This window comes from Caproicibacter sp. BJN0012 (assembly GCF_035986805.1).
In the GTDB taxonomy this organism is placed as follows: domain Bacteria; phylum Bacillota; class Clostridia; order Oscillospirales; family Acutalibacteraceae; genus Caproicibacter.
This window is the reverse complement of record NZ_CP142518.1, coordinates 1,735,289-1,761,370: the sequence shown is the minus strand read 5'-3', so window position 1 is coordinate 1,761,370 and position 26,082 is coordinate 1,735,289. Positions and strand designations below refer to the sequence as shown.

26 protein-coding genes, 5 tRNA genes and 1 other annotated feature are annotated in these 26,082 nt (G+C 52.8%); of the genes, 10 read left to right on the top strand and 21 right to left on the bottom strand.

Annotated features, from left to right (window positions below):
• Positions 1-55 precede the first annotated feature (55 nt).
• Both VA597_RS08530 and VA597_RS08525 read right to left on the bottom strand, forming a co-directional pair.
• On the bottom strand, positions 56-2,425 hold the full coding sequence (locus VA597_RS08530; RefSeq protein ID WP_128742357.1) for a homocysteine S-methyltransferase family protein: 2,370 nt from the start codon (positions 2,423-2,425) through the stop codon (positions 56-58).
• Positions 2,409-3,227 (bottom strand): vitamin B12 dependent-methionine synthase activation domain-containing protein, encoded by an 819-nt coding sequence (locus VA597_RS08525; protein ID WP_128742356.1) that lies wholly within the window; start codon positions 3,225-3,227, stop codon positions 2,409-2,411. The genes VA597_RS08530 and VA597_RS08525 overlap by 17 nt, the downstream gene beginning before the upstream one ends.
• A gap of 321 nt (positions 3,228-3,548) precedes the next feature.
• Here VA597_RS08525 and VA597_RS08520 point away from each other — a divergent pair, with 321 nt between their 5' ends.
• The 3 genes from VA597_RS08520 to tnpA all read left to right on the top strand — a co-directional run bounded on the left by VA597_RS08520 (position 3,549) and on the right by tnpA (position 5,115).
• Entirely contained in the window at positions 3,549-3,944 is a 396-nt protein-coding gene (locus tag VA597_RS08520; protein WP_164919004.1) for a DUF4430 domain-containing protein, read from the top strand.
• Complete coding sequence (locus VA597_RS08515; RefSeq protein ID WP_128742354.1) at positions 3,941-4,468, top strand: hypothetical protein; 528 nt, start codon at positions 3,941-3,943, stop codon at positions 4,466-4,468. Before VA597_RS08520 ends, VA597_RS08515 begins: the two co-directional genes overlap by 4 nt.
• Positions 4,469-4,650: 182 nt before the next feature.
• A complete protein-coding gene (tnpA, locus tag VA597_RS08510; RefSeq protein WP_128742353.1) occupies positions 4,651-5,115 on the top strand; it encodes an IS200/IS605 family transposase in 465 nt (154 codons plus the stop codon).
• A gap of 118 nt (positions 5,116-5,233) precedes the next feature.
• On the opposite strand, the gene copZ is transcribed toward tnpA, so the two are convergent.
• The 4 genes from copZ to VA597_RS08490 all read right to left on the bottom strand — a co-directional run bounded on the left by copZ (position 5,234) and on the right by VA597_RS08490 (position 9,003).
• A complete protein-coding gene (gene copZ, locus VA597_RS08505; RefSeq protein WP_128742352.1) occupies positions 5,234-5,446 on the bottom strand; it encodes a copper chaperone CopZ in 213 nt (70 codons plus the stop codon).
• Between the two features lie 18 nt (positions 5,447-5,464).
• Positions 5,465-7,906 (bottom strand): heavy metal translocating P-type ATPase, encoded by a 2,442-nt coding sequence (locus VA597_RS08500; RefSeq protein ID WP_128742351.1) that lies wholly within the window; start codon positions 7,904-7,906, stop codon positions 5,465-5,467.
• 24 nt (positions 7,907-7,930) lie between these two features.
• The gene (locus tag VA597_RS08495) at positions 7,931-8,077 is read right to left on the bottom strand and encodes an LDCC motif putative metal-binding protein (RefSeq protein ID WP_164919003.1); all 147 of its coding nucleotides are present in this window, start codon (positions 8,075-8,077) and stop codon (positions 7,931-7,933) included.
• An 86-nt stretch (positions 8,078-8,163) separates the two neighbouring features.
• Positions 8,164-9,003 carry a tRNA lysidine(34) synthetase gene (locus tag VA597_RS08490; protein WP_128742350.1) on the bottom strand — a complete coding sequence of 280 codons (840 nt, stop codon included), beginning with the start codon at positions 9,001-9,003 and terminating at the stop codon, positions 8,164-8,166.
• 290 nt (positions 9,004-9,293) lie between these two features.
• Between VA597_RS08490 and VA597_RS08485 the strand changes: the two genes are divergently transcribed.
• The 7 genes from VA597_RS08485 to VA597_RS08455 all read left to right on the top strand — a co-directional run bounded on the left by VA597_RS08485 (position 9,294) and on the right by VA597_RS08455 (position 13,564).
• Positions 9,294-10,166 carry a DUF2935 domain-containing protein gene (locus VA597_RS08485; RefSeq protein WP_128742349.1) on the top strand — a complete coding sequence of 291 codons (873 nt, stop codon included), beginning with the start codon at positions 9,294-9,296 and terminating at the stop codon, positions 10,164-10,166.
• 360 nt (positions 10,167-10,526) lie between these two features.
• Positions 10,527-10,835, top strand: a complete 309-nt coding sequence (locus tag VA597_RS08480) for a PadR family transcriptional regulator (protein ID WP_326975641.1) — start codon at positions 10,527-10,529, stop codon at positions 10,833-10,835.
• Complete coding sequence (locus VA597_RS08475) at positions 10,832-11,179, top strand: DUF1048 domain-containing protein (RefSeq protein WP_128742348.1); 348 nt, start codon at positions 10,832-10,834, stop codon at positions 11,177-11,179. The genes VA597_RS08480 and VA597_RS08475 overlap by 4 nt, the downstream gene beginning before the upstream one ends.
• A gap of 9 nt (positions 11,180-11,188) precedes the next feature.
• Positions 11,189-11,533 carry a DUF1048 domain-containing protein gene (locus VA597_RS08470; RefSeq protein ID WP_128742347.1) on the top strand — a complete coding sequence of 115 codons (345 nt, stop codon included), beginning with the start codon at positions 11,189-11,191 and terminating at the stop codon, positions 11,531-11,533.
• Positions 11,534-11,670: 137 nt separating this feature from the next.
• Positions 11,671-12,042, top strand: coding sequence for a DUF1048 domain-containing protein (locus VA597_RS08465; protein ID WP_128742346.1), 372 nt, complete (start codon positions 11,671-11,673; stop codon positions 12,040-12,042).
• The gene (locus tag VA597_RS08460; protein ID WP_205703215.1) at positions 12,039-12,800 is read left to right on the top strand and encodes an ATP-binding cassette domain-containing protein; all 762 of its coding nucleotides are present in this window, start codon (positions 12,039-12,041) and stop codon (positions 12,798-12,800) included. Before VA597_RS08465 ends, VA597_RS08460 begins: the two co-directional genes overlap by 4 nt.
• Positions 12,801-12,802: 2 nt before the next feature.
• Positions 12,803-13,564 (top strand): ABC transporter permease, encoded by a 762-nt coding sequence (locus VA597_RS08455; protein ID WP_128744271.1) that lies wholly within the window; start codon positions 12,803-12,805, stop codon positions 13,562-13,564.
• Between the two features lie 187 nt (positions 13,565-13,751).
• Here the strand turns inward: VA597_RS08455 and VA597_RS08450 are convergent, their stop codons facing one another.
• The 15 genes from VA597_RS08450 to thrC form a co-directional block, all read right to left on the bottom strand.
• Complete coding sequence (locus tag VA597_RS08450) at positions 13,752-14,777, bottom strand: branched-chain amino acid aminotransferase (RefSeq protein ID WP_128742345.1); 1,026 nt, start codon at positions 14,775-14,777, stop codon at positions 13,752-13,754.
• A gap of 118 nt (positions 14,778-14,895) precedes the next feature.
• Positions 14,896-15,130 (bottom strand) — a binding site (T-box leader).
• A 102-nt stretch (positions 15,131-15,232) separates the two neighbouring features.
• The gene (locus VA597_RS08445; protein ID WP_243112776.1) at positions 15,233-16,108 is read right to left on the bottom strand and encodes a DegV family protein; all 876 of its coding nucleotides are present in this window, start codon (positions 16,106-16,108) and stop codon (positions 15,233-15,235) included.
• Positions 16,109-16,289: 181 nt separating this feature from the next.
• Positions 16,290-16,363: transfer RNA gene (locus VA597_RS08440), tRNA-Cys, on the bottom strand.
• A 4-nt stretch (positions 16,364-16,367) separates the two neighbouring features.
• Positions 16,368-16,443, bottom strand: a tRNA-Gly gene (locus VA597_RS08435).
• A gap of 4 nt (positions 16,444-16,447) precedes the next feature.
• A tRNA-Phe gene (locus VA597_RS08430) sits at positions 16,448-16,523 on the bottom strand.
• Positions 16,524-16,529: 6 nt separating this feature from the next.
• A tRNA-Asp gene (locus tag VA597_RS08425) sits at positions 16,530-16,606 on the bottom strand.
• 7 nt (positions 16,607-16,613) lie between these two features.
• A tRNA-Val gene (locus tag VA597_RS08420) sits at positions 16,614-16,690 on the bottom strand.
• 285 nt (positions 16,691-16,975) lie between these two features.
• A complete protein-coding gene (locus VA597_RS08415; RefSeq protein ID WP_128742343.1) occupies positions 16,976-17,278 on the bottom strand; it encodes a YerC/YecD family TrpR-related protein in 303 nt (100 codons plus the stop codon).
• 62 nt (positions 17,279-17,340) lie between these two features.
• Positions 17,341-17,934: a ribosome biogenesis GTP-binding protein YihA/YsxC gene (gene yihA / locus VA597_RS08410; protein WP_128742342.1), complete on the bottom strand. Its 594-nt coding sequence runs from the start codon at positions 17,932-17,934 to the stop codon at positions 17,341-17,343.
• A gap of 12 nt (positions 17,935-17,946) precedes the next feature.
• Complete coding sequence (lon, locus tag VA597_RS08405) at positions 17,947-20,385, bottom strand: endopeptidase La (RefSeq protein WP_326975640.1); 2,439 nt, start codon at positions 20,383-20,385, stop codon at positions 17,947-17,949.
• Between the two features lie 70 nt (positions 20,386-20,455).
• A complete protein-coding gene (gene clpX / locus VA597_RS08400) occupies positions 20,456-21,772 on the bottom strand; it encodes an ATP-dependent Clp protease ATP-binding subunit ClpX (RefSeq protein WP_128742340.1) in 1,317 nt (438 codons plus the stop codon).
• Between the two features lie 9 nt (positions 21,773-21,781).
• Positions 21,782-22,381 carry an ATP-dependent Clp endopeptidase proteolytic subunit ClpP gene (clpP, locus tag VA597_RS08395; RefSeq protein ID WP_128742339.1) on the bottom strand — a complete coding sequence of 200 codons (600 nt, stop codon included), beginning with the start codon at positions 22,379-22,381 and terminating at the stop codon, positions 21,782-21,784.
• 103 nt (positions 22,382-22,484) lie between these two features.
• On the bottom strand, positions 22,485-23,777 hold the full coding sequence (gene tig, locus VA597_RS08390) for a trigger factor (protein ID WP_128742338.1): 1,293 nt from the start codon (positions 23,775-23,777) through the stop codon (positions 22,485-22,487).
• Between the two features lie 90 nt (positions 23,778-23,867).
• Entirely contained in the window at positions 23,868-24,560 is a 693-nt protein-coding gene (locus VA597_RS08385) for a metallophosphoesterase (RefSeq protein ID WP_326975639.1), read from the bottom strand.
• A gap of 11 nt (positions 24,561-24,571) precedes the next feature.
• Positions 24,572-26,071 carry a threonine synthase gene (gene thrC / locus VA597_RS08380; protein ID WP_326975638.1) on the bottom strand — a complete coding sequence of 500 codons (1,500 nt, stop codon included), beginning with the start codon at positions 26,069-26,071 and terminating at the stop codon, positions 24,572-24,574.
• Between the last annotated feature and the right edge of the window lie 11 nt (positions 26,072-26,082).

Genomic DNA, 26,082 nt, shown 5'->3' with positions numbered 1-26,082 from the left:
TCACAGGATTAATTTTAACGGGAGCGTCAGATTGGTGCCGTTCCCGGCAGACTACTTATGAAAAAACTTTTTGGGCGTATCGTACGGACCCCATCGCGTCCGGAGAATAAAAATCGGCGTGAATTCGGTCGGCGTACTCCTGCGTCAAAACGGCGCCGCCCACCATCACTTTGCAGTCCGGAGCCGCCAGATGAAGCTGCCGGATGGTTTCCTCCATGCTCACGACCGTGGTGGTCATCAGGGCGCTCAGCCCGACCAGACGGACCCGCTGTCCAGCCGCCGCCTCGACGACTTTTTCCGGAGCCACGTCCCTGCCGAGGTCGAGCACGTCGAATCCGTAGTTTTCCAACAGAACCTTGACGATGTTTTTGCCGATATCGTGAATATCACCCTTGACCGTGGCAAGAATCACTCTGCCCTTTTTCTCCGTTTGCCCGCTCTCGCTCATTTTTTCCCGAAGGATCTCGAAAGCGGATTTCGCGGCTTCCGCGCTCATTAAAAGCTGGGGCAGAAACAGGGTGCCTTTTTCGAATTCTTTCCCAACCTGGTCGAGAGCCGGGATCATTTCAGAGTTGATGATTTCGAGAGGCTCCCGTCTCTCAAGGAGCGCGGTTACCGCCGAACGGGCGCTGTCCTTCAAACCGCGCCGGATCGATTCCTGAAGCGGCAAATCGCCGCCCGGCGGCAGCGCAGGTTTCCGCTCCTCCTGCCCGGAATATCTGCCGATATAGTCCAGACAGCGGTCATCCGCTCCGCTGAGGGCGCAGAACGCGTAATAAGCGTCCATCATCGCCGCCGAACCCGGATTCAGGATGGCGGCGCCGAGGCCGTTCTGCATCGCCATGACGAAGAACGCCGCGTTGATGCGCTCCCGCCCCGGCAGGCCGAACGAAATATTGGAAACGCCGAGGGACGTGTACGCACCGAGCCGGCCGCGGATCAAACGAAGCGATTCAAGCGTAACTCTCGCATTCTGCTGGCCGGCACTGATCGTCATGGCAAGCGGATCAAACACGAGATCCTTTTTTCCGAGCCCGTACTCTTCTGCGGTCCGCAGGATTTTTTCCGCGACCGCGAACCGGCCCTCCGCCGTCTCCGGGATTCCGCTTTCGTCCAGAGTCAGGGCGATTGCCACGCCCCCGTATTTCCGAATCAGCGGAAAGACCGACCGCATCGATTCTTCCTTTCCGTTGACCGAATTGACCAGCGGTTTGCCGTTGTAAACGCGCATGGCGGATGCCATCGCTTTTACGCTGGATGTGTCGATCTGAAGCGGCAGATCGGTCACCCCCTGGATTTCCCGGACCGCGCGGCTGAGAACTTCCGTTTCGTCCAGTTCCGGCAATCCGACATTGACGTCCAGCACCTGTGCGCCGTTGCTTTGCTGGGTGACAGCCTCACGCATCAGGTAATCCATGTCGTTTTCCCGAAGGGCCTGTTTCAGCCGTTTTTTGCCCGTCGGGTTGATCCGCTCACCGATCAGAACCGGACGCCTCCCGAATACGACCGCGCGGGAGTAAGAGGATATGACCGTGAGACTCTTCTTTCCAATCGGTTTGGGAACGATATCCCGGCAAAGCCGGGTCATCGCACGGATATAATCGGGCGTGGTCCCACAGCAGCCTCCGATGATCCACGCGCCGCTCTCCGCCATTTCCTTCATGTCGGCGGCAAATTCGTCCGGGGTCACGTCATAGACATTTTGTCCGTCAACGACCCGCGGCAGTCCGGCGTTTGGATTTACGATCACCGGAATCGAGCAGCACTCCAGGAGACCGGGCAGAAGACGCTTCATCTGGTCCGGGCCGAATCCGCAGTTTAACCCCAATGCGTCGGCGCCGAGGCCCTCCAGAAGCGCGGCGAACGCGGGGATATCCCCTCCGGTCAGCAGCCTCCCGGCCTCGTCGACGATCACGGTCGCAAATACCGGCAGTGACGTGTTTTCCTTCGCGGCGAGCACGGCCGCCTTGCATTCGAGGGTGTCGCCCATTGTTTCGATCAGAATCAGGTCCGCCCCGGCCTGTTCTCCCGCCATTGCCGCTTCAGCGAAAACGGATACCGCATCTTCAAACTCCAGGTCTCCGACCGGCTTCATCAGCTTCCCTGTCGGGCCGATATCCATAGCGACCAGTGCCTCTGTTCCCGCCGTCGCCTTCTTTGCCAGCCGCACTGCCGCGGAAATAATCTCTTCCACGCCGCGCCCGCTGTCCCGAAGCTTGATTCGATTCGCGCCGAAGGTGTTGGTTTTAATCAGGTCGGCCCCGGCCTCCAGATACCGCCGGTGGATGCTCTCGATCAATTCAGGCCTTTGAAGATTCCAAAGTTCCGGGAGTTCCCCCACCCCCAGGCCGTTGGCCTGGAGCAGCGTCCCCATGCCGCCGTCGAAGAAAACCATCCTCCGTCCAAGGTCATGTTTCAGATTCATTTGGGTCCTCCTTTCGGAACGGGCAGTGCTCCGCGCCGCATTCCATGCATTTCCCGATATGGCAGGTCGTACCGTCCGCCGTGATCCCAATGACCGCCGTCACCGATTTGGTCGGAACCAGCAGAAAGCTTTCCGTCATGGAGAGCCCGATTCGTTTCGGACAGTCGAGAAGGCGAAGGATATCCTTCTGGTGCAGGATTGAAAAGTCACCGTAACCGGGGCTGTACCGGGGCCGGAGGTGCAGCCCCTCTCCGGCAGCTTCCTCCGCCAGCCGTTCCTGAATCCAATCACAGTAGCTTTCCACCCTTGCGGCGGCAGCCGCCTGAAATACGGCCGCAAGGCTCATATCGGTCCTGGAATACCGTTCAAGCAGAAGATCGGCCCGCGCGCCGAGCGTCGCGGCAAATAGGTAAGCCTCCCTGCATCCGTCCAGGTGCACTCTCAACTCTCTGCTTTCGATTTTCAGCTCCCCGAGCGTAACGCAGCCGTCCCCGAGCACAACGGGAAAGCGGCGGAAAACGCTTCGCCCGGGACAGGTTTCGGCCAGTTGATCCAGGCAGAGCATCACTTTGTTCCGCACGTCCGCCGAAGCGGAAGAACCCCGGTAGCCGAGATAGCGGAGAACTTCATTTTCTTCCGTTCGCACGTCGCCGTTTCCCCTCCTTTTAGCCCTTTCCGGATAAACAAAAATCCCGTCTTCCTTTCTCAAAGAAGACGGGACGACAAATCCCGCGATACCACTTCCGTTTGCCCGCGCCTCACGGCAGAGGACCTCATCAGGTACGAGCCTCTCGCTCTTCATACCCTGTTTCGCTAACGGGAAACCCCGTCGCAGCCTAAACGGAAACCGTCTCGGTGCGCCGCTCAAAAGTGATTTTCAATCATCCCGCCGCCAGCTTCCTCCCAGCCCGGCCTTCGCCGTGGAACGCTCTCTGTTTGGCGCATTGGGACCATTTACTTTCTTTGTCACCGCGTTTGCAACATGAACTTTTCTTTATTATAACCGCGCCCGCGCTTCAAGTCAATGCTTCCCGCAAAAAGTTCTTCCTTGCTTTTCGGGTCCGCGTCCGCTTATAATTGAATGGGAGTCTGTCACAATATTTCATTGGAAAGGGAAATCACCGTGAAAAAAAAGATTGGAATTTCCGCGGCAGTGCTCGCCGTGTGCGCCCTGCTTTTCGCAGGTTATCTGGCGTTTCTCGCCCCCAAAGCGCAGAGCGGGCAGAAATCGGTGAAAATCGAGGTGGTCGTCGAGTCAAAAAACATTGACCGTACCTTTGAATACCGAACCAACCGGTCTTATGTCGCCGACTTGCTGGAAGATGAAAAAGGCGGTCTGCAGACCGAAATGGAGGACAGTCAGTACGGCAAATTTGTCTCCGGCCTGCTGGGAGTCAAGGCGGATTCCTCCAAAGAGTACTTCAACATCAAAGTAAACGGAACCGATGCCGCGGTCGGCGTTTCCCGGCTTCCGCTGGAAGATGGAAAGGTGTACACCTTTACGCTGATGCCGCTATGAAACAACGAAAACCCGACGTCCGCAGCGTCACGCTGGTCGGCGTGTGGGCGGCGCTGACCTTCGGGGTCAAACTGGTGCTCGCCCCCGTCGCCGGCGTGGAGCTTGTTTCACTGCTCCTTGCCGTTTTCACCGTCGTCATGGGGTTCGGCCGCGGCCTTGCGGCCGCTCTGGTTTTCACGACCATCACCGTGCTGGAAAGCGCCTATTACGGGGCCGGTGACTGGATCGTCCTCTATTACATCAACTGGCCCCTGCTGACGGTCCTGACTCATGTTTTTTTGAAAAAGGATTCCAAAGAACTGTGCGCCGCCGTGCTGCTCGGCCTGTTCGGGCTCCTGTTCGACCTTCCTTCCGGCGGGATCAAGCTGGTCCTGTTCGGACCCGTTTACGCGCTGACCTATCTCATCAGCGGAATCCCGTTCGATCTGGCCCACGGCGCGGCGAATTTTGTCACCACCCTGTTTCTGTACCGTCCGCTGACGGACAGGCTTGAACGCATGAGGAAAAAGAATTTTATTGGATAAGGAAACACGGCGGGCCGATGATCGGCCCGCCGTGTTTCTGATTGTAATACGAAAACTCCCGGCTGTGCCGGGAGTTCAAAAAAAGCTTTAGCGGTGATAATAGTAAAAAACCTCCTTTTGATATAATAAAAGCTGCGGTCTGCCAACTGCAACAAAACATATCAAAAGGAGGCACATTCGACATGAAGACGAATGATATAGATAGTTTAAACCATACGAGCTGGAATTGCAAATACCACATAGTGTTTGCACCCAAGTATCGTAGAAAAGTAGCGTACGGAAATATGCGGGCTGAGATAGGAAAAATACTGCGGGAGTTATGTAACTGGAAACAGGTGGAAATCATGGAAGCAGAGGTGTGTCCGGATCATATACACATGTTGGTAAAAATACCACCGAAGATGAGCGTTTCCGGATTCGTAGGATTTATCAAAGGAAAGAGCACTTTGCTGATATTTGAGCGGCACGCGAATTTGAAGTACAAATATGGGAACCGGACATTTTGGTGTAGAGGCTATTTTGTAGATACGGCAGGGAAAAATGACAAAGCAATAGCTGAGTACATCAAAAATCAATTGGAAGAAGATCAGGTTGAAGACCAGATGACGCTTAAGGAGTATGCAGACCCGTTTACGGGTAGCAAGTAACAAACTTTTGCAATTGGCAGACCGTACCAGCGCCTTGAGGCGCAGCCAGTAATACAGGGCTTTGCCCGCATATGAAGAACCCCCGGCTTTGCCGGGGGGTAACTATTCCCGAATTCGATCAGACGACGTCGTAACCCTGATCCTCAATCGCATCGCGGATCTGATCCGGATTGACCTTCGCAGGATCGTACTGTGTCGTGACCTTCTTGCCCTTTAAATCCACGGCGACGTTTTCAACGCCGTCCAGGGCGCCCACCGCCGTTTTCACGGCATGTTCGCAGTGGCTGCAGGACATGCCGTTTACATTCAGAATCAGTTCGGCTTTCGACATGAAAAATCCTCCTTCAAATTATGATTTGTATGATTTTGCGGGCTGTTCCATCGGATGAAAGCGTTTCAGGCTCAGCGAGTTCGTCACAACCGATACGGAGCTGAACGCCATCGCCGCCCCCGCGATCATCGGATTCAGAAACCCGAACGCGGCGAACGGAATGCCGATGGAATTATAGAAGAAAGCCCAAAACAGGTTTTGCTTGATCTTGCGCATCGTCCGCCTGGACAGGCGGATCGCCGCGGAAATCGTGCGCAGGTCCCCGCGCATCAGGGTGATGTCCGCCGCTTCCATCGCGACGTCGGTCCCCGTTCCGACCGCCATTCCGATGTCCGCGGTCGCAAGAGCCGGAGCGTCGTTGATGCCGTCTCCGACCATCGCGACCACTTTTCCCTCTTTTTTGAGCTTTTCCACCTCTTCCGCCTTATGCTCCGGCAGAACTTCCGCAAGAACGTGTTCGATCCCCGCCTGTTTCGCGATGGCACTGGCGGTTCTGCGGTTGTCCCCCGTCATCATATAGACGTCGACGCCCATGCCCTGAAGTTCCCGGACCGCCTCTGCGGAATGTTCCTTCAGCGTGTCCGCGACCGCGAAAACAGCTTCCAGACGCCCGCCGACGGTCATCAGCATGGCCGTCTTTCCTTCGGTCTCCAGCTTTTCGAGGACGGAAGAAGCGCCGGCCGCGTCGATTTCGTTCTCCTCCAGCAGCTTGCGCGTGCCCAGAAGAATGTTTTTTCCTTCCGAGACCGCGCGGACGCCGCGCCCCGGAATGGTTTCAAACTGCGAGGGGTCCGGAACCGTTTCCAGTTTTTCTTTGCCGTATTCGTAGATCGACACGCCGAGCGGATGCTCCGAGCGTTTTTCCGCCGAAGCGGCAAGCCTGAGAAGCTCCTCTTCCTCCAGGCCGCCGAATCTGACCAGATCGGTCACCTCCGGCTTGCCCTTTGTGATGGTCCCGGTTTTATCCATGACAACCGTATTCAGCCGGTAAGCCGTTTCCAGATGCTCCCCGCCCTTGAATAAAATCCCGTTTTCCGCGCCGAGTCCGGTGCCGACCATGATCGCCGTCGGCGTGGCCAGCCCCAGCGAGCACGGGCAGGCGATGACCAGGACGGAAACCGCGCTGACGATGGACCGGTTCAGGTCGCCGGTGGCAAAGAACCACACGAGAAACACGACGGCGGCAATTCCGATAACGGCGGGGACAAACACGCCGGAAACCCGGTCGGCGATCTTCTGGATCGGGGCCTTGGAGCCCTGGGCGTCCTCCACCATTCTGACGATCTGGGCAAGGACCGTATCCTTTCCGATACGGGAGGCTTCAAACGTAAAAGTTCCGTATTTGTTGACGGTCGCCCCGATGCACAGGTCCCCCGGCTTCTTTTCGACCGGGATGCTCTCGCCCGTGAGCATGGACTCGTCGATGGAGGAGGTTCCCTCCACAATGGTTCCGTCAACCGGGACCCGCTCGCCGGGCCGGACAATCACGCGGTCCCCGATGCGGACTTCCTCGATCGGGATGTCGCTTTCCCTGCCGTCCCGGACCACTCTCGCGGTTTTCGCCTGAAGGCCCATCAGCTTTTTGATAGCCTCCGACGTCTTTCCCTTGGCCACAGCCTCAAAATATTTACCGAGAAGGATCAGGGTAATGACGGTGGCCGCCGCTTCAAAGTAGAGGTCCTTGTGTCCGCCCATCGCCGGAGCCTCAAAAAAGACATTGTACAAACTGAAAAAATACGCGGCGGACGTGCCCATGGCGATGAGCACATCCATGTTGGCGCTTCCGGACCGGAGCGCGAAGTAAGAATTGCGGTAATACCGGAACCCGATGATGAACTGGACGGGCGTGGCCACGGCAAGCTGAAAATACTGATTGTGCAGCAGCGGCACGTCGATTCCAACCATGGAAAAAATCATGGCCAGAAGCAGAGGAGAACTCAGAATGACGGAAGCGATCAAAGAATATTTCAGACTGTTGATCTCCTTTTGCCTTGCTTCCCGCTCCCGGTCCTTTGACAGCTCTCTCTCTTCCTCCGCGCCGTACCCGAGAGACTCCACCGCGCCGACCAGATCCTTCACGCGGACGGCGGACGGATCGTATTCCACGGTCGCTTTTTCCGTCGTCAGATTGACTCCCGCGTTCCGGACGCCCTCCATCCGGCTCAGCTTCTTTTCGATTCTGGCCGAGCAGGCGGCACAGGACATTCCCGTGATATTCAGGACCGCCCTGCCGGTATGCGGCTCCGGATCGCGGATGACGGAATATCCGAGTTTTTCCACCGTCCCGTCCAGCTTCTCCGGGGCGACCTTGCCGTCGTCATACTCCACCGTGGCGCGTTCCATCGCCAGATTGACGTTCGCCGACTTTACCCCGTCGACCCTGCTCAAGCCCTTTTCAATCCTCGCGGCGCAGGCCGCGCAGGACATTCCGGATATTTTTATGGTTTCCTTTCTGACCATAAGTATCTTCCCTTCTGCGTTGCATTACTGCCTGTCGTCCGGTTTCTTTGCGCCCTGACGGTTCATTTTGCAGCAATCGGGAACCCCGTCACCGAACTGTTTCTGATTTTCCTTTGCCATTTTATCCAAAGATCCTTGGACCGATTTTTTCATTTTATCCCAAAATTTCATGATCATATTCTCCTTTCGGCATGAAAATGAACCTGCCGAAAACCCCTTATAGGATTCCCCGCGCCGCCGGTTTTAGACCCGGCGTTTCAATCGGATTGTTTTCTTTCAAGGTCATAGTCATCCAGAAAGCTGTGCTGTTTTCCTCCGCTTCGGTATCCGGGTACCATATCCAGATTGACATTGTGGACGCTGTGAAAAATATTCCGGTCGATTCCCGGGTTTGCTTTTCTGAGCTGTTCGATCAGCTCCTTGGTCTCCCGGCGTTTCGAATTCCCGCCGTTCAGTTCGCAGTTCTCCGTAAAGCGGCACGCGCACTGGATGAATCCAAGATGGTTGGAATCGCGCCAGCTTTTGATATCCGCCTCGTGGACCAGATACATCGGCCGGATCAGTTCCATCCCCGAATAATGCTTGCTGCGGAGCTTTGGCAGCATTGTCCTGATCTCCGCGCCGTAAAGCATGCTCATCAGGGTTGTCTCGATCACATCGTCAAAGTGATGGCCGAGCGCGATTTTGTTGCAGCCCAGCTCCTGCGCGCGTTTGTACAGGTAACCTCTGCGCATCCTGGCGCAGAGATAACAGGGAGAGCCGTCCTGGCGGGATACGATATCATAGATCCGTGTCTCGAAAATCCGGATCGGGAGATTCAAAAGCGCGGCGTTTTCCTCGATCCTTCGCCTGTTTTCTCTATTGTATCCAGGGTCCATCACCAGATATTCGGCCTCAAACGGAAAGTCGCTGTACTTCTGAAGATGCTGCATGCATTTCGCGGTCAGCATGGAGTCCTTCCCGCCGGAAATGCAGACTGCAACCCGGTCGCCCGGCCGGATCAGGCGGTAATCCTTCACCGCCGTCAAAAACGGGATCCATATCTTTCTCCTGTATCTTTTGAATATGCTTGCCTCAATCTCTTCACAGCTTCCCATTGGATTCACCCTTATGTTTATAGCCTATCATTCCGATATACTTAATGTATATCCGGTGTTTTGATTATATCCCTTTTTAGTCCACTTTGTCAAGGACCAAACAGAAATGAAAGCCGACCCGCGTCCGCCCATTTTCGTTCCGGCATCCATGCGGCCCGCGTTGTCCCGGCCGTCCCCGGCGTCACGATTTTTCCCGCTCCGTTTTTTCGGTATGGAACAGACTATTCCGATGTAATAATTTATTTCCGCCGGGCGTAAAATGTATATCATTATGATTAGGAAGTGATCTTGTGCTTTCGAGAGAAGAGTATGTGCAGTTGTCACTTACATACAATCTTTTCTGGCTTAGAATCATGAAGGAACACGCCGTTTTCATTGAGGGGACAATGCCTCCTCCCGGAAAGCAGCTGGGAGCCCAAGCCGATTCATTCCGCCGGCAGTTTGACCGGCTCCTCCAGTCTGCGATCGGCCTTGCGAACGGTTCGATCCCCGAGGCGGCATTGCAGTCCGGCCAATACTATACCCGCTACACAGAAGAAGCGGAGAGGATTGTCCGGAAGGATACCGGCATCGCCGTCAACAGCGATTTGACCCGCATGGAATACAACATCCAGCCCCTGAACCAGGGTATTGTACCAACACCGAGAAAAGAGCAGGAGGTCTCCGCGCTGAACCAGACAATATTGATGCAGACAAACGCCCTGGTGCGATTTAAGACGGATGTTCTGAATCGACGGAACGCCTGTACTCTTTTCACTTTCATGTACAATGCGGATCTGGAGCATGTGCTGAAGGAAGCGCAGAGATACAGCGCGATTCTGTCAAAGCTCCAGAGCAGGGACGAAAACGTTGTGGAAGACTATAAAAAATTCTGGATTCAGAACATGTCCGACCACGCTAAGGTGATGCGCGGCCAGTTCGATCCGACGGAAACAAAATATTTTGAACTTGCGAATCAGTTTGCCCAGACGTTTGACGCGATTTTGCAAAACGGAACGCCCAGCGACGGCGATATTCTGGAAGATACGCAAGCAATCAGCAGATTCAAAGCGGATGCGACACAGGGGATCATCGAATGCAAGGTCAAATCCATTATGCTCCCGCTTTATACGGACCATCTTCTTCGGGAAGCGAATCATTTCATTTATTTGATGCAGTCTTGAATCAAAGCTGATTGTAAATTATTTTCCGAAGCAATCCGGCGCGAAAACGATAGGATACTTGCACACCCTTTTAAAGAACTACACGCAGACCGTGAAACGAGCTGCTGACAACAAACAGCGATATGCTTCCCCTCGGGAGCACACCGCTGTTTTCTTGTGCAAAATATTTTATGCATTATCCACTCTGTCAGTATTGCCGTGAAAATGCCGTGCCGCCGTTTAAAGGCGGGGGGCGTTTCTGTGGCAGGACCTGCGTTCAGCACTATTGACAAACTATCTACTGTGTGTTACTATATAGAAGTAGTAAGTAATACAGAATACGATAGGAAGGAAGGGATTCTGCTGGAAAACCTAACGGAAATGCTTAAGGGCGTGCTTGAGGGCTGCGTCCTCGAAATTATAAGCCGCAAAGAAACCTACGGCTACGAAATCACGCGGCGGCTGAACGACCTCGGCTTCGCGGATATTGTGGAGGGAACGGTGTACACCATCCTGATCCGGCTTGAAAAAAGCAATCTGGTAGAGATCACCAAAAAGTCCTCCAATATGGGGCCGCCGCGAAAGTTTTTTGCGCTCAATGACGCGGGGCGTGAAGAGCTGCGCAGGTTCTGGGAAAAATGGGAGTTCGTATCATCGAGAATCAATGAGTTAAAGGAGAAAAAGCAATGAATTTTTGGGAGAAAGTCACAGGCAGCGATATGACGAAAGAAATGAAAACTTTTGAATCGCGGGTCAAAAAACTGCCTGCTGATTATCAGGCGGCGTGGGGAAAAATCAAGACCAACCTCTGGCCGCACTCAGATTTCACCGGCCGCAACCTCATGCCAATTCTTGACGGTGTGCTTGGCCTGCTTGAAGAATCGGCGGCGGACGGCCAGAGTGTCCGAGAGGTTTTGGGTGACGATATCAAAGGTTTCTGCTCAGCGCTGGCCGGCGAAGAAGGGGCAAAGTCTTATCGCGACAAGTGGCGCGAGCAACTCAACAACAATATCGCCAAGAAATTAAGTAAATAGGAGGATAAGATGAGAATACACGATATTATCGAAGGTAAAAAAGAATGGCGGGCGCACATGGCGCGTGTCAAAGCTCTCCCGCAGGATTATCAGATTGTCTATAAAGAGATTCAAAAATATCTCTTTAAGGTCGGCCCTGTCGAGCTGACCGAGGGGACGGGTCTGCTCTCTGGAATCGTCGATCTTTTTGAGGAAGGCGCAGCCTTGGGGAAAGGCGTGCTCGAAGTGACAGGCAGTGACGTAGCGGTTTTCTGCGACGATCTGATCAAAGATTCAAAAACTTACGCGGACATCTATCAGGAATCTGTTAGCCAGGAAGTTGACAAGGCCATGAAAAAGGTCACGGATAAGTAAAGGAGGATAGCGGGATGGAAAAAACGGTATTTTCGCCCTGCTTGGTTCCAATGGCGCGGGGCGTGAGGACTGGGGAAGTTCTGAAAAAGCGGAAATTTATCGCGTCCAAAATAAACTAGTTAAGGAGGTGCAATCAAATGCCTGAGTTTTTCGATAATTACTTCAATATAAAAAAAATAATTGAGAGCAAGCGCGAGTACAAGCAACAGATGGCAAGGGTGGAGGCTCTGCCCAAAGACTATCAGTTCGTCTTTAAAAAAATCCAGAAATATATGTGGAATTTCGCGGGAGGTGACGGCTATGACATGATGAAGATTCATTATGATCTGATAGAACTGTTCAAAGCTGGCGCGGCGGAAGGCAAGCATGTTTTGGAGATTACCGGCGAGGACGTGGCCGCCTTCTGCGACGAGCTTCTGCGCAATGCCAGAACATACACGGAAGACTGGCACGAGGCACTCAACCATGACATACTGAAAAAATTCGGAAGGGGGAAGGATTCAAAATGATAGATACCTCGATTCAAGTAAAAGGGCTGCGGAAGTCTTTCAAGGCCACGGAAGTCCTGAAGGGCGTCGATCTTGAAGTGAAGCGAGGTGAGATTTTCGCCTTGCTCGGCTCCAACGGCGCGGGCAAGACGACGATCGTCAAAATTCTTACCACACTGCTCAAACCGGATGGAGGAAGCGCTACCGTCAACGGCTTCGATGTTACGTCAAAGCCCGACTATGTGCGGCGGTCGATCAGCCTGACCGGGCAGTTTGCCGCCGTGGACGAGATATTGACCGGACGGGAAAACCTCGTCATGATCGCCAGACTGCGGCATCTCGAAAATCCCCGGCAGGTTGCGGACGATCTATTGAACCGCTTCGGCCTGACCGGCACCGCCGACCGCAGGGTTTCCACCTATTCGGGCGGCATGCGCCGCAGGCTCGACATCGCCATGAGCCTAATCGGAAAGCCGCAGCTTATTTTTCTCGACGAGCCGACCACCGGGCTTGACCCCGAGGCACGCATCGAGGTTTGGAAAACGGTCAAAGAGCTTGCTGATAATGGCACGACCGTGTTCCTGACCACGCAGTATCTGGAGGAGGCCGAGCAGCTTGCCGACCGGATCGCCATTCTGCACGAGGGCAGGATTATCGTGAGCGGCACGCTTGACGAGCTGAAAAAGCTGTTCCCGCCCGCGAAGGCAGAGTATATAGAAAAACAACCCACATTGGAGGAGATATTCCTCGCGATCGTTGGCAGGAAGGACGAAAAATGACGATGAATAGGCACTTTTTCAGCGACATGGGCGTCATGCTGGGGCGTTCCATGCGCCATATTTTCCGCAGTATGGACACTATTATCACCACTACCCTCATGCCGATCGCGTTTATGCTGCTGTTCGTCTATGTGTTCGGCGGCGCCATTCAAACCGGCACGGATAACTATGTGAACTACCTGCTGCCCGGTATTCTGCTGATCGCGATTGCAACCGGGATCTCCTATACGGCTTACCGTCTGTTTTTGGATATGCAGCAGGGCATATTGGAGCGGTTCAACTCCATGCCGATCGCGCGTTCCTCCATTCTGTGGGGGCATGTGCTGACCTCGCTGGTATCCAACGCCATTTCGGTTGTCGTCATCCTTCTCGTGGCGCTCATTATGGGCTTTCGCTCATCGGCGGGAATACTGTCCTGGCTTGCGATTGCCGGCATCCTCGCGCTGTTTACGCTGGCCCTGACATGGGTCGCGGCGATTGCCGGACTAACTGCAAAGTCGGTGGACGGCGCAAGCGCCTTTTCCTACCCGCTTATCTTTCTGCCATTTATCAGTTCGGCGTTTGTGCCAACAGCGTCCATGCCCGGACCTGTCCGCGCCTTTGCCGAAAACCAGCCGGTGACTTCCATCGTCGATGCGATTCGTTCTCTGCTCGAACGGCAGCCTGTCGGTAATGACATTTGGATTGCGCTCGCATGGTGCCTCGGCATTCTTATTGCTGCGTATCTATTCGCAATGCTTGCCTATAAACGTAAAGCAGCCTAATGTTAATAAAACACGGGTTAAGATACGCGGTGATGAAACGCGAATCAGTGTAAAACAACGGAATATATCAGTTGTCAAAGAGCCAGGCGCTGCGACGCGGAACCGATAACCAATGAGATAAATACTGGGCAAACAAAAGGACACCCCTCGACAAAAGGGGTGCCACAGTAACATATTGTAAGCGAGGCTATTCGATTACCTTGATCCAGCCCGCCGGAGCCTTGATTCGGCCCATTTGAATCCCGGTGAGTGTGTCGTGCAGTTTTTGAGTAATTGGTCCCATATTCAGCATTCCGCTCGGGAAACAGATTTCCTTTCCATGGTCTACAATCTTTCCGACCGGGGAAATAACGGCCGCCGTACCGCAGAGGCCGCACTCGGCAAAATCCTTGACCTCCTCAAAATACACTTCTCTTTCTTCCACTTCGAGGCCGAGATAGTCTTTGGCGATTTGCAGAAGCGATTTGCGAGTGATTGACGGAAGAATGCTGTCTGACTTTGGAGTTACGACCTTGTTGTCCTTTGTAACAAAGATAAAATTCGCGCCGCCGGTTTCTTCGACTTTGGTGCGGGTGGCCGCATCGAGATACATGTTCTCATTGAATCCGTTTTTGTGGGCCGTAACAATCGCATGAAGGCTCATCGCATAGTTGAGTCCCGCCTTTATGTCCCCCGTCCCGTGCGGCGCAGCCCGGTCAAAATCACTGACGCAGAGTGTGAGGGGATGCACGCCGCCTTTAAAGTACGGTCCGACCGGAGTCGTAAAAACACGGAATTGATATTGATCAGCCGGAGCAACGCCGATCACCCTGCCGCTTGCAAACATGTATGGACGGACGTAAAGAGTCGCGCCCGAGCCAAACGGCGGAACAAAACCGGCGTTCGCTCTCACCGTCTGGACGACCGCATCAACGAATCTTTCCTGCGGAAACACCGGCATCTCCAATCTCTTCGCGCTGCCTTCCATCCGTTTTGCGTTCATATCCGGACGGAAAGCCACGATATGGCCATCCTCCGTTGTATACGCTTTCAGGCCCTCAAAACAAGACTGGGAATACTGAAGGACACCGGCACATTCACTGATTGTAACCATGTCATCGTCAGTCAGTTTTCCTTCATCCCACACTCCGTCACGATAATTTGAAACGAATCTTTTGTCTGTCTTTCTATAGCTGAAGTCAAGATTCGCCCAATCGAGATCCTTTTTTTCCATCTCTCAAACTACCTTTCTATAATGAATTGATTTGATGAGTCTTATAAATTATCTCAGAATTATGACAGTAAGGATTTGTGCCCTGCGTCGGCGGTAAAACAAAAGCCCTAAGCTAACAGCTTAGGGCGAATTAAAAATCCGTGGTACCACCTAATTCAGAGAGAACTCCGCACTCACGCAGTATTAAATACCGCTTCCGCTATAACGGCCGGAGCACCGGTCGAACCTAATAGACTTTTCTCGTTCAGTTCAACAGCTCGGAAACGACTTCTCTGTTTTCTTCACGAAGATTTACACCGAACATCTTCTCTCTGCGCATTCAAAAACAAATACTTTTTCTTCATCGCTTTAACTATTTAAATTTTAACTATTATATTCCCAACTCTTTAAAAAGTCAATATCGCAGCAGAAATTGATTTGGATTAAATTTGATTTCCCCTTTTGAAAGCCAACGATCAGTCCCGCGCCTGGCCTACAAAAAAAGCAGCCAAAAGTCCAGGGCCGCAGTGGGAACCAATGGTGGGGCCGATATAACTGACAAAGGAGTTCCGAAAGCCAAAGCGGCTGATCATCTCCTGGGAAAAAAACTGCACTTCCTCTTTCTTGCAGTCCGAATGACAAATATACACCGTTTGTCTCTCGGGGCTTGTAACCAACTGCCCTAAAATATCGCCGATACGTCCGAGCGCGTGATTCCGTCCTCGTATTTTTTCACGGACGATCAAATGCCCTTCCCTGTCAAGATTCAGAATGGGGTTGATATTTAGGGCGGTAGCGATCATTTCGCCGGTCCTGCTTACCCGCCCGCTGCGATATAAATATTTCAGATCATCGGTCGTGTAATATGTATTGATATACACCTTTCCCTCATTGAGAGCTTTTTCACACTCCTCAGGAGATTTCCCCCCGTCACGCAAGTCCGCAGCCCAGATACAGAGCATTCCGTAACCAATGGAGGCCAGCGTTGAATCGATGACAAATAATTTCGCATCGGGATATTTTCCCAAAAACAACGTTTTGGCGATCATCGCATTGTCGTAGGTCCCGGAAATTCCGCTTCCCAGCGCAATATGAAGAATCGGCAGCCCATATTTCTGATAAAGCTCCGACCAGAAATTTTCGAATTCAACGGGCGTCATCTGACTGGTGCGCGGCACCGCTCCCCCGCGCATTTTATCGTAAAACGCCCGGCAGTCTCCGAGGTGCATCCGGTCCGCATATTCGACCCCGCCAACCGTGTATTTCATTCGATAGAAATAAATGTTCCGCTTTTCGCAATATTCTCCGGGTAAATCACAGCCCGAATCTGTTGAAACACAAAATTTCGCCACTTTCAAACAGATCCTTTCCTAATAAACGCTTCGTTTACCATTTTTCATCAAAACCGAAGACTCCGCACAGGCCGCTTTCAATTAGTATAGAACATGCGTTTTTAAATATCAATGGGAGCCAGGCAAAAAAGTAACCCGGACAAAAGCCCGGGTTACTTTTAATGGAATCAATTTTTCATTTTGGAGGCGTCACCCGGATTCGGACCGGGGATGAGGGTTTTGCAGACCCTTGCCTTACCACTTGGCTATGACGCCAATCTGGAGCGAACGACGAGGCTCGAACTCGCTACCTCCACCTTGGCAAGGTGGCGCTCTACCAGATGAGCTACGTTCGCATTTTGGTGCCTCCGGGCGGAATCGAACCACCGACACGGGGATTTTCAGTCCCCTGCTCTACCGACTGAGCTACAGAGGCATACTATGGCGACTCGGATCGGGATCGAACCGACGACCTCTAGCGTGACAGGCTAGCGTTCTAACCAGCTGAACTACCGAGCCAACTAAATGGTGGGAACAATAGGACTCGAACCTATGACCCCCTGCTTGTAAGGCAGGTGCTCTAACCAGCTGAGCTATGCTCCCGTCAACTGTTCTCACCCATTTATCAGCGACGTGTTATATAATACTATATTTAACCGCGCTTGTCAACACGAAAAACTACTTTTTTCAGGTTTTTTACCATAATCTTCTTTTCTTTCCGGTCCAGAGCATTGTGCCGGCCCGGTAATAATTTTCGGCGGCAGAAAACTTTCTTCCGCGTGCGCACCGGCGAAACGCAGAACGGCCTGCTCCAACAAAAAGTACAACAGGCCGCGTTAAAAGGAATCCAGCAAAACACCGAACCGCCCCGCAGAAGAAAGCTTCAATCTATTTATTCTTTTGTCCCTCTTCCAGCCTCTGGAAAATGAGCTCGTACCCGTCACATCCATAGTGAAGGGACCGGTTGACACGGCTAATCGTGGCCGTGGAGGCGCCGGTCGTCGCCACAATATCGCTGTAGACCTTTTTATTGCTCAACATGTGAGCCACCAAAAGCCTCTGGGACATCGCCTTGATTTCTGAAACCGTGCAGAGATCTTCAAAAAAAGCATAGCATTCTTCCGGAGTTTTTAAAGATAAAACCGCGCTGAACAAAAAATCCACGCTGTCGTCTTTCAGTCTCGAGTTCAATGCAACCACTCTCCCAACTTTAACAGAATATCATTACAAAGCAGAAAAGTCAAATAGAAGAACTATTTCTCCGCAAAGCTGCACGCTGAGAGAATTCTTTCGCGAATCACGCCAACGCCTTCCCCCGACTTGGCGGAGCACGGGACAATCGGAATCCCCGGACACGATCCAAATTTTTCGCAATACACTGCCTCCTGAGAAGAGCGCTCCGTTTTATTGAGTTTGTCGCATTTGGTTGCCGCAATCAGAAATGGGACTTTTCCGTCGCTCAGAAAACTTACCATTTGAAGGTCGTCCGGGGTCGGGGCATGGCGCAGATCCATCAGCTGCACGACAAGACGGATATCGCGCCGCTGGCGGAAATAGCCTTGCGCCAGTTCCGCCCATCGAAGTTTTTCCGATTTTGACACTTTCGCATACCCATACCCCGGCAGGTCGACAAACCGGCAAAAGCCAAGGTTGTAAAAGTTGACGGTTGCGGTCTTCCCCGGGGCCGAACTGGTCCTGGCCAGAGACTTGCGCAGAAGCAGACGGTTGATCAGCGACGACTTTCCTGCGTTCGATCTGCCGGAAAAAGCAATTTCCGGCAGGGTTGAAGCTGGAAGCTGATCCGAGCGGCCGGCCGAAAGTTCGAAAAAAGCCGTTTCAATCCCCATATTCCGGCACCGTCACTGCGGAATTGAGGCTGTGCCGGAAGAAATGCGGTCAATTTTATTTGCGGCCGGGAGCGCCATCGGCTCAGAAGCGTCCGACGCTTCCTGAGGCGTCGGCATTTTTGTCAGCGCAATTTTCAAAACCTGATCGATTTGATCAACCGGCTTGAACTGGATGGAATTTTTCACTGTGGTATCGATTTCTTCGAGGTCCGCGACATTGTCGGAAGGGATGATAACGGTTTTGACTCCGGAGCGGTAAGCCGCCATCGTCTTTTCCTTCAGTCCGCCGATTGGCAGCACGCGGCCAAGCAGGGTGATTTCACCCGTCATGGCAACATCATGCCGGACGGGAATCTTGCAGAGCGCCGACGTAATAGCCGTAGCCATCGCCGTACCCGCGGACGGTCCGTCCTTTGGAATCGCGCCTTCCGGAGCGTGAATATGAATATCATACTTCGTGTAAAAATCGTGGCTGATCCCAAGGCCCCTGGCCCTTGTGCGGATGCAGCTGATCGCGGTGCGCGCGGATTCCTTCATCACGTCGCCAAGCGAGCCGGTCAGCTCAAGTTTTCCGGTCCCGTCCATCACGGCGACCTCAATCGGCAGAAGAGTCCCGCCTACGCTGGTCCAGGCCAGTCCGTTGACCAGTCCGACCATATCCTGCTGGCTTCGGCTGTCCTCCTTGAATTTTTCCGGTCCAAGAAGCTCCTCGATTTTTTTGGGGCTGATCGTAATCCTTTTTTTACGGTCCTCCACAAAATATTTTGCGCATTTTCTGCACAGTGAAGCAATATTGCGCTCCAGAGTCCTGACGCCGGCCTCCCTTGTGTAGCCGTCGATCAGTTTATGAACGGCCTCAGGCGTAATCCTCAGCTGTGCGGAGGCGATTCCATGCTTTTTCAGCTGCTTGGGAATCAGATGCTTCACAGCAATATTGTATTTTTCCAGATGCGTGTAACTCCCCAGCGTAATGACATCCATTCTGTCATACAGGGGCTCCGGAATCGCGCTTGCGTCGTTTGCGGTCGTAATGAACAGCACATTGCTCAGGTCGAACGGCATATCGATATAATGGTCGTAGAAAGCGTTGTTCTGTTCGGAATCCAAAACTTCAAGAAGGGCGGAAGAGGGATCGCCGCGAAAATTGTTGCCCATCTTATCGATCTCATCGAGCAGAATCAGCGGGTTGTTGGTTCCCGCCTGCTTCATGGCATTGATGATCCGCCCCGGCATGGAGCCGATATAGGTGCGCCGGTGCCCCACGATATCTGATTCGTCGCGGACGCCGCCAAGTGATACGCGAACGTATTTGCGGCCGGTCGCCTCCGCGATCGAATGGGCGATCGACGTCTTGCCGACCCCCGGAGGGCCGACCAGGCAGACGATCTGCCCACGGATATCAGGCGAGAGTTTTTTCACGGCCAGTACTTCCAGAATGCGTTCCTTTACTTTTTCCAGGCCGTAATGCTCCCTGTCAAGGATCCTGCGGGCTTTTCTCAAATCGATATGCTCTTTGCTGGAAACATTCCACGGCAGCTCCAGGCAGGTTTCCAGGTAACTGACGATCACGCTTCCCTCATGGGAACCATCCGGCATTTTGGACAAACGGTCGCATTCCTTCATCAGCTTTTCATGCTGCGCTTTCGGCAGGCCGAGTTTTTCGATCCTCTCGCGCAATTCGTCCGCTTCCTGCTGGGGATTGTCGTCTTCTCCGAGCTCGTAGGAGATCGCCTTCATCTGCTCGCGCAGGAAATACTCCCTCTGGTTGCGGTCGATCTGTTCTTTTGCCTTTTCGCTGATCTGGGTCTCAATGGAAAGAACCTGCGTTTCCTTTTTCAGAATTGCCGCGAGCTTTTCCAGCCTGCGGAGCGGATGCAGTTCCTCCAGGATTGTCTGTTTTTCCTCAAAATCAAACATGATATTGGACGCGATATAATCCGCCAGTTCCCCGCAGTCTTTTTTCTGCACAACGCCGATTACAATATCCGGCGGAATGTGAGTGTAGTTCTGAATAAACTGCTCAAAAAGGTTTTGCGTATAACGAATCAGCGCCTCTGATCTCCTGGTCGACCGGGACGGCAGAGTCTCAACCCGCTGCAAATGAACCAGCAGGAAAGGGTTCTCCGATTCATAGGACGTCGCATTCGCACGGTAAAGCCCTTCTGCAAACAGACGGACTCCGTCGTCGTTGCGCCGGATCACCTGCTTGATTTTTGCAACGACCCCCATGGAAAAAATCTGTTCCGCAGACGGGTCGTTTTCGGAAAGATCTTTTTGAGCAACAAGGAAAATCAATTGATTTTCCTCCATCGCTTTTTCCAGCGCAAGAATGGATTTTCGGCGGCCGACGTCAAACTGAAGCAGCATGCCCGGAAAGATAACGAGCCCTCTCAGTGCAAGAGCCGGAATAGCGGCGGATTCGTGTTGTATGTCAGTTTCTATCATACTCATAGTAAGCTCCTTGAAAAAAAAGCTGTTGCAGGGCGATCTGATTGCCGCGCTGCAACAGGCATTGGTTCCCTCAGGAAGCGGTGTCCTTCCTCCCTCTTTTGCTGGGAGACGTGATTTTGAGCGCAACCGGCTTTCGATCCGGATTATAAGTGATTTCCGGTTTTGCCCCATTCTCCACCGCGTCTTGAGTGATGACGACTTTCTCTACCGTATAATCGGACGGAACATGATACATTAAGTCCGTCAGCATGTTCTCCAAAATCGACCGAAGGCCTCTGGCGCCCGTCCGGCGTTCCAGGGTTTTCTTTGCAATCGCTCTGAGTGCTTCCGGCTGAAACTCCAGTTCAACCTTGTCAAGCTGAAACAGCTTTTTGTATTGGTTTACCAGGCTGTTTTTCGGTTCGGTTAAAATACGGACCAAAGCCTCTTCATCAAGGCCGTCCAGCGCTGCAATCACGGGCAGCCTTCCCACCAGTTCGGGAATCAAGCCGAATTTGACCAGATCGTGCGGTATGACATCCTTCATCCAGGAAGTGGAATCCAGTTCCGACTTGCTGCGCACCTGGGCGCCGAATCCGATGGAAGAAAAGGCCGAACGGCGTTCAATGATCTTGTTCAGGCCGTCAAATGCGCCGCCGCAGATGAAAAGGATATTGGTTGTGTCAATTTGCAGGAATTCCTGCTGAGGATGTTTTCTTCCACCCTGAGGGGGAACATTGGAAACGGTTCCTTCCAATATCTTCAGCAGAGCCTGTTGCACGCCCTCGCCGCTGACATCCCTCGTAATGGACGGGTTTTCGGATTTTCTAGCGATTTTATCGATCTCGTCGATATAAATAATCCCGCGCTCCGCCTTCTCAATATCAAAGTCCGCCGCCTGAATCAGGCGCAGAAGGATATTTTCAACGTCTTCCCCGACATACCCGGCTTCCGTCAGGGTTGTCGCGTCGGCGATTGCAAACGGAACGTCCAGTATTTTGGCGAGCGTCTGAGCCAGAAGGGTTTTGCCGACGCCCGTCGGCCCCAGCAGAAGGACGTTGCTTTTCGTCAGTTCAACATCGTCCTTGTCACGGCCGTAATAAATTCTTTTATAGTGATTATAAACAGCAACCGAAAGGGCTATTTTAGCGTCTTCCTGCCCAATGACATACTCGTCGAGCTGCTTTTTGATTTCCTGCGGTTTGGGCAGTTCCGCAGCCGACTCGTTATAGCTTTCCTTTCTTGTGGACAGATTTTTCTCATCGTTCAGGATGGAGGTGCAAAGCTCGATACATTCGTCACAGATGAAAACACCAGGCCCCGCAATCAGGCGGCGCGCCTCACTCTGCGGCTTTCCGCAAAAGGAACAGCAAATTTCCCTTCCCTTATTGTCGTCGTTGTTAGGCATTTTATCACCCTATTTCATCGAGTCTTGATGACCTTGTATCACCTTGTCAATCAATCCATACCGAACCGCTTCCTCCGCAGTCATAAAATTATCGCGTTCGGTATCCTTCATAATGACCTCGAGTGGCTGCCCGGTGCGTTCCGACAGAATTTCATTCAACTTTTTCTTGATGTGCAGCATGTGATCCGCCTGAATTTTAATATCCGTTGCCTGACCCTGCGTGCCGCCGCTCGGCTGATGAATCATGATGTCGCTGTTGGGCAGCGCATAGCGCTTCCCTTTCGCGCCCGCCGTGAGCAGAAACGCTCCCATGCTGGCGGCCATCCCCATACAGATGGTGGATACGTCGCATTTTACATACTGCATGGTGTCGTAGATCGCAAGGCCGGCAGTAACGGACCCCCCCGGACTGTTGATATAAAGGCTGATATCCTTGGCCGGGTCCTGGCCCTCCAAATAAAGCAACTGGGCGACTACCAAGCTGGAGGTCGCATCATTCACTTCGTCCGTCAGCATGACGATCCTGTCGTTCAGCAGACGGGAAAAAATATCGTACGAGCGCTCTCCGCGATTCGTTTGTTCAATTACATAGGGCACTAAACTGCTCATTTCTCAATCCCTCCAGTGGCCGGCAATAATAGAGCATTGGCGGAATCAGATGATTTATTCCGCTCTCCGGCATCTTTTTGCTGCGCCGGCTGTCTCTTTCCGGTTATTCCCTTTCTTCCGCAACCACGGCGCTGTCGCGCACCAGGTCAAAAGCCTTCTCCACTGCGAGATCCTCCGCGAGATCTTCTTTACGGACGAAAGATTTCACCTTGTCGGCATCCATCTTGTAATTTTCAGCCAGTTTGGCGTATTCCTTCTCAATGTCTTCGTCGGAAGGAACAATTTTTTCCAGTTCTACAATCTTTTCAAGCGCAAGACGCAGCTTTACCTGACGCTCCGCCTGCGGACGGAACTGATTGCGGATCGAGTCTTTATTCTGACCGGTGTATTTCATATAGGTGTCGAGATTCAGCCCTTGCGACTGCAGGCGATAACTGAAATCCCGCACGTCGTCGTTGATTCTGTTTTCAAACATCGCTTCAGGAATCTCGGCTTTCAGTCTGGACACAACCGCATCGATCAACTTATTGTCCAGATCGTCCTTTGCCTTTTCTTCTCTTGCTTTTGCAAGCTTTTCACGAATGTCCGCGCGATATGCGTCCAGCGTGTCGAATTCGCTGACATCCTTGACGAAATCATCGTCGACCTTCGGAAGTTCCTTCACTTTAATTTCATGCAGCTTGATTTTGAAAACCGCATCCTTGCCCTCAAGTTCCTTCACGCCGTAATCGTCCGGGAATTTTACATTTACGTCAAACTCTTCGCCTGTTTTATGTCCGATGACCTGGTCTTCAAAACCCGGGATAAACTGACCGGAGCCGAGCTGCAGACTGTAGTTTTCCGCCTTGCCTCCGGAGAACGCCTTGCCGTCGACGGAACCGTCGAAATCAAGGACAACCGTGTCGCCATCCTGAGCCTCCCTGTCTTCCACCGTGATCATTCTGGAATTGCGGTCGCGGATCTTTTCGATTTCAGCATCGACATCGGCATCGGTCACCTCGGCGATCTTTTTGGTGACCGGGATTCCCTTGCAGTCTTCCATTTCCACTTCCGGCTTCGTGGTGATCGTCGCTTTAAACACAAGCCCTTCCTTGCCGGCGGAAACCAGATCAAAGTCGATTTTATCCTCAATCATCTTAAGTTTTGCTTCATGAATCGCTTTGTCGAGCGCATCGGGGTAAACGGAATTGATCGCTTCATCATAAAATACGTTTTCCCCATAATATTTTTCGACGAATTTGCGGGGCGCTTTCCCTTTGCGAAACCCTGGAATCGCTATTTTTTTGCTTTCTTTATGATATGCCGCATCCACGGCTTTTTCGAATTCTTCCGCATCCACAAGAACCTCCAGCTGATAACGGTTCTTTTCCACCTGGGTGGTTGATTTTAAACTCATTTTCTATTTCCTCCTGCAAATCTGCGATTATCGAAGTCATTATATCACATGGAGAGTAAAGTTTCTACCTTTCGCTGAAATGTTTTTAATTTATTCATTTACCAAAACCGGCATAAATCCAAGATAGTCGCAGGAGATCAGATGCATGCGGATTCCCCTGTATTCCCCGACCGGCGCCCGCTTTGCCGCAAGGCTGCCGTGAATATGGCCGAAGTAGCAATCGCTGATTTTATTGTCTTCAAGGATATCAAGAATCTCCCCGCACTCATTTCCGTCGTAGACGGGCGGATAGTGCAGAAATACAATCGGTTTCAGTCCCCGCCGCTTGGCGTCGTCAAGCGAAGCGTTCAGCCGGCCCGCCTCCCGGCTGACAATTTTCTTATCCTGCTGGCTTTCGGCATTGTAAAGCCAGCCCCGCGTGCCGCATACGGCTCTGTCCCCGACCGCAGCCGCGCTGTTGTGGACAATTTCAAAATCTTTGAAACCGTTCGCATCGAAAAACTTCTCTATCTTCTGCCGTGTGGACCACCAGTAATCGTGGTTTCCCTTAAGGATCAGCTTCCGTCCCGGCAGATCGTGGATAAAGCGGAAGTCTTTCACGGAATCCTCCAGTTTCATAGCCCAAGAGATGTCCCCGGCGATCACGACGGTGTCCTCTTCCCGGACCACGGAGCGCCAGTTCTTGCGAAGGCGCTCCGTATAACCCTGCCAGCCTTCAAAAACATCCATCGGTTTGTCGGCGCCGAGGGAAAGATGAAGGTCGGCGATTGCAAACAGTGACATGGCGCACGTCCTCAGACAAATTTTGAATCCGTCAGTTTCAGCACGGTCCCGCTCATCTCTTCCTTTTTACAGGAATAGGAAAAGCGGACCGTCTTCGATTCCAGCGCGGCGATCGGCGCCGAAACCGAGGCCCCGGTCAGTGCGGAGAGGCGCTTGACGGCGGCAAATTCATTTTCGCCCGGAATATCCTCGCCCAGGGCCTTCAGGACTTCCGAAGCGAACTTGTACGGGCTTGCGGTGGAAACGATTACCGTCGGGGTATCGTCGCCCGTTTTGTCCCGATACTCCCGATAAACGCGGGCGGCCACGCTCGTGTGCGGATCGCACAGATAATTTTTGCTTTGAAACAGCGATTTGATTTCTTCACGGGTCTCTTCGTCGCCGCAGAATCCCGCATGGAAAAGTTCCCTGATTTTCGCGAGGGTCTTCTCATCCACACGGTATTCGCCGGTTTCATTCAGCCGGTTCATCCAGCCCGCGACCTGTTCCGCATTCCGGCCCGTCAGATCGTACAGAAGCCGCTCCAGGTTGCTGGAAACCAGAATGTCCATCGAAGGGGAAATCGTAGTATAAAACTTGCGGTTCCGGCTGTAAACACCCGTGGTGAGAAAATCCGTCAGCACATTGTTGGAATTGGAGGCGCAAATCAGTTTTTTGACCGGAAGCCCCATTTTTTTCGCGTAATACGCGGCGAGAATGTCGCCGAAATTTCCTGTAGGGACGGCAAAGTTGACCGGCTCTCCCCGCCTGATCTCCCCGGCGGCGCACAGATCGCAGTAAGCCGAGAAGTAATAAACAATCTGCGGCAGCAGCCTGCCCCAGTTGATGGAGTTGGCGCTGGAAAACATCAGGCCTCTTTCCGCAAGGCGCTCCCGTATCTTCCGATCTCCGAAAATCTGTTTGACCCCGGTCTGCGCGTCGTCGAAGTTCCCCTCCACCGCGCAGACGGCAACATTTTTTCCCTCCTGCGTGAGCATCTGCCGTTCCTGCATCCGGCTGACTCCGTCCTTTGGATAAAAAACAAGGATTTCGGTCTCCGGAACATCCTGAAACCCTTCCAGCGCGGCTTTCCCGGTATCGCCGGAGGTCGCGACAAGGATGAGAGCCTTCCGGCCGGTTCCGATTTTTTTCAGCGACTTTGTCAGCAGATGAGGAAGAATCTGCAAAGCCATATCCTTGAACGCGCAGGTGGGGCCATGCCATAGCTCCAGAAACGAAACGCCGCCGCCCACCCTGACAACCGGCGCCGGCCCGCCCGGAAAGCGTTCCGAGCGATACGCCTTCGATACGCAGTCCCTGATTTCTTCCTTTGAAAAGTCGGTCAGATATTTGGAGAGGATGCGTTCGGCGCGCCTCTGATAGCTTTCCTTTTGCATTTTCTCAAGTTCTTCGCCGCTCACGGCCGGAAACTGCTCCGGGACAAAAAGGCCGCCGTCCCCACAGAGTCCCTGCGCGATGGCCTGAGCGGAAATCACCGCCCCTGCGCGGCTTCTGGTAGAATGGTAGTTCATTTCGGTTCCCC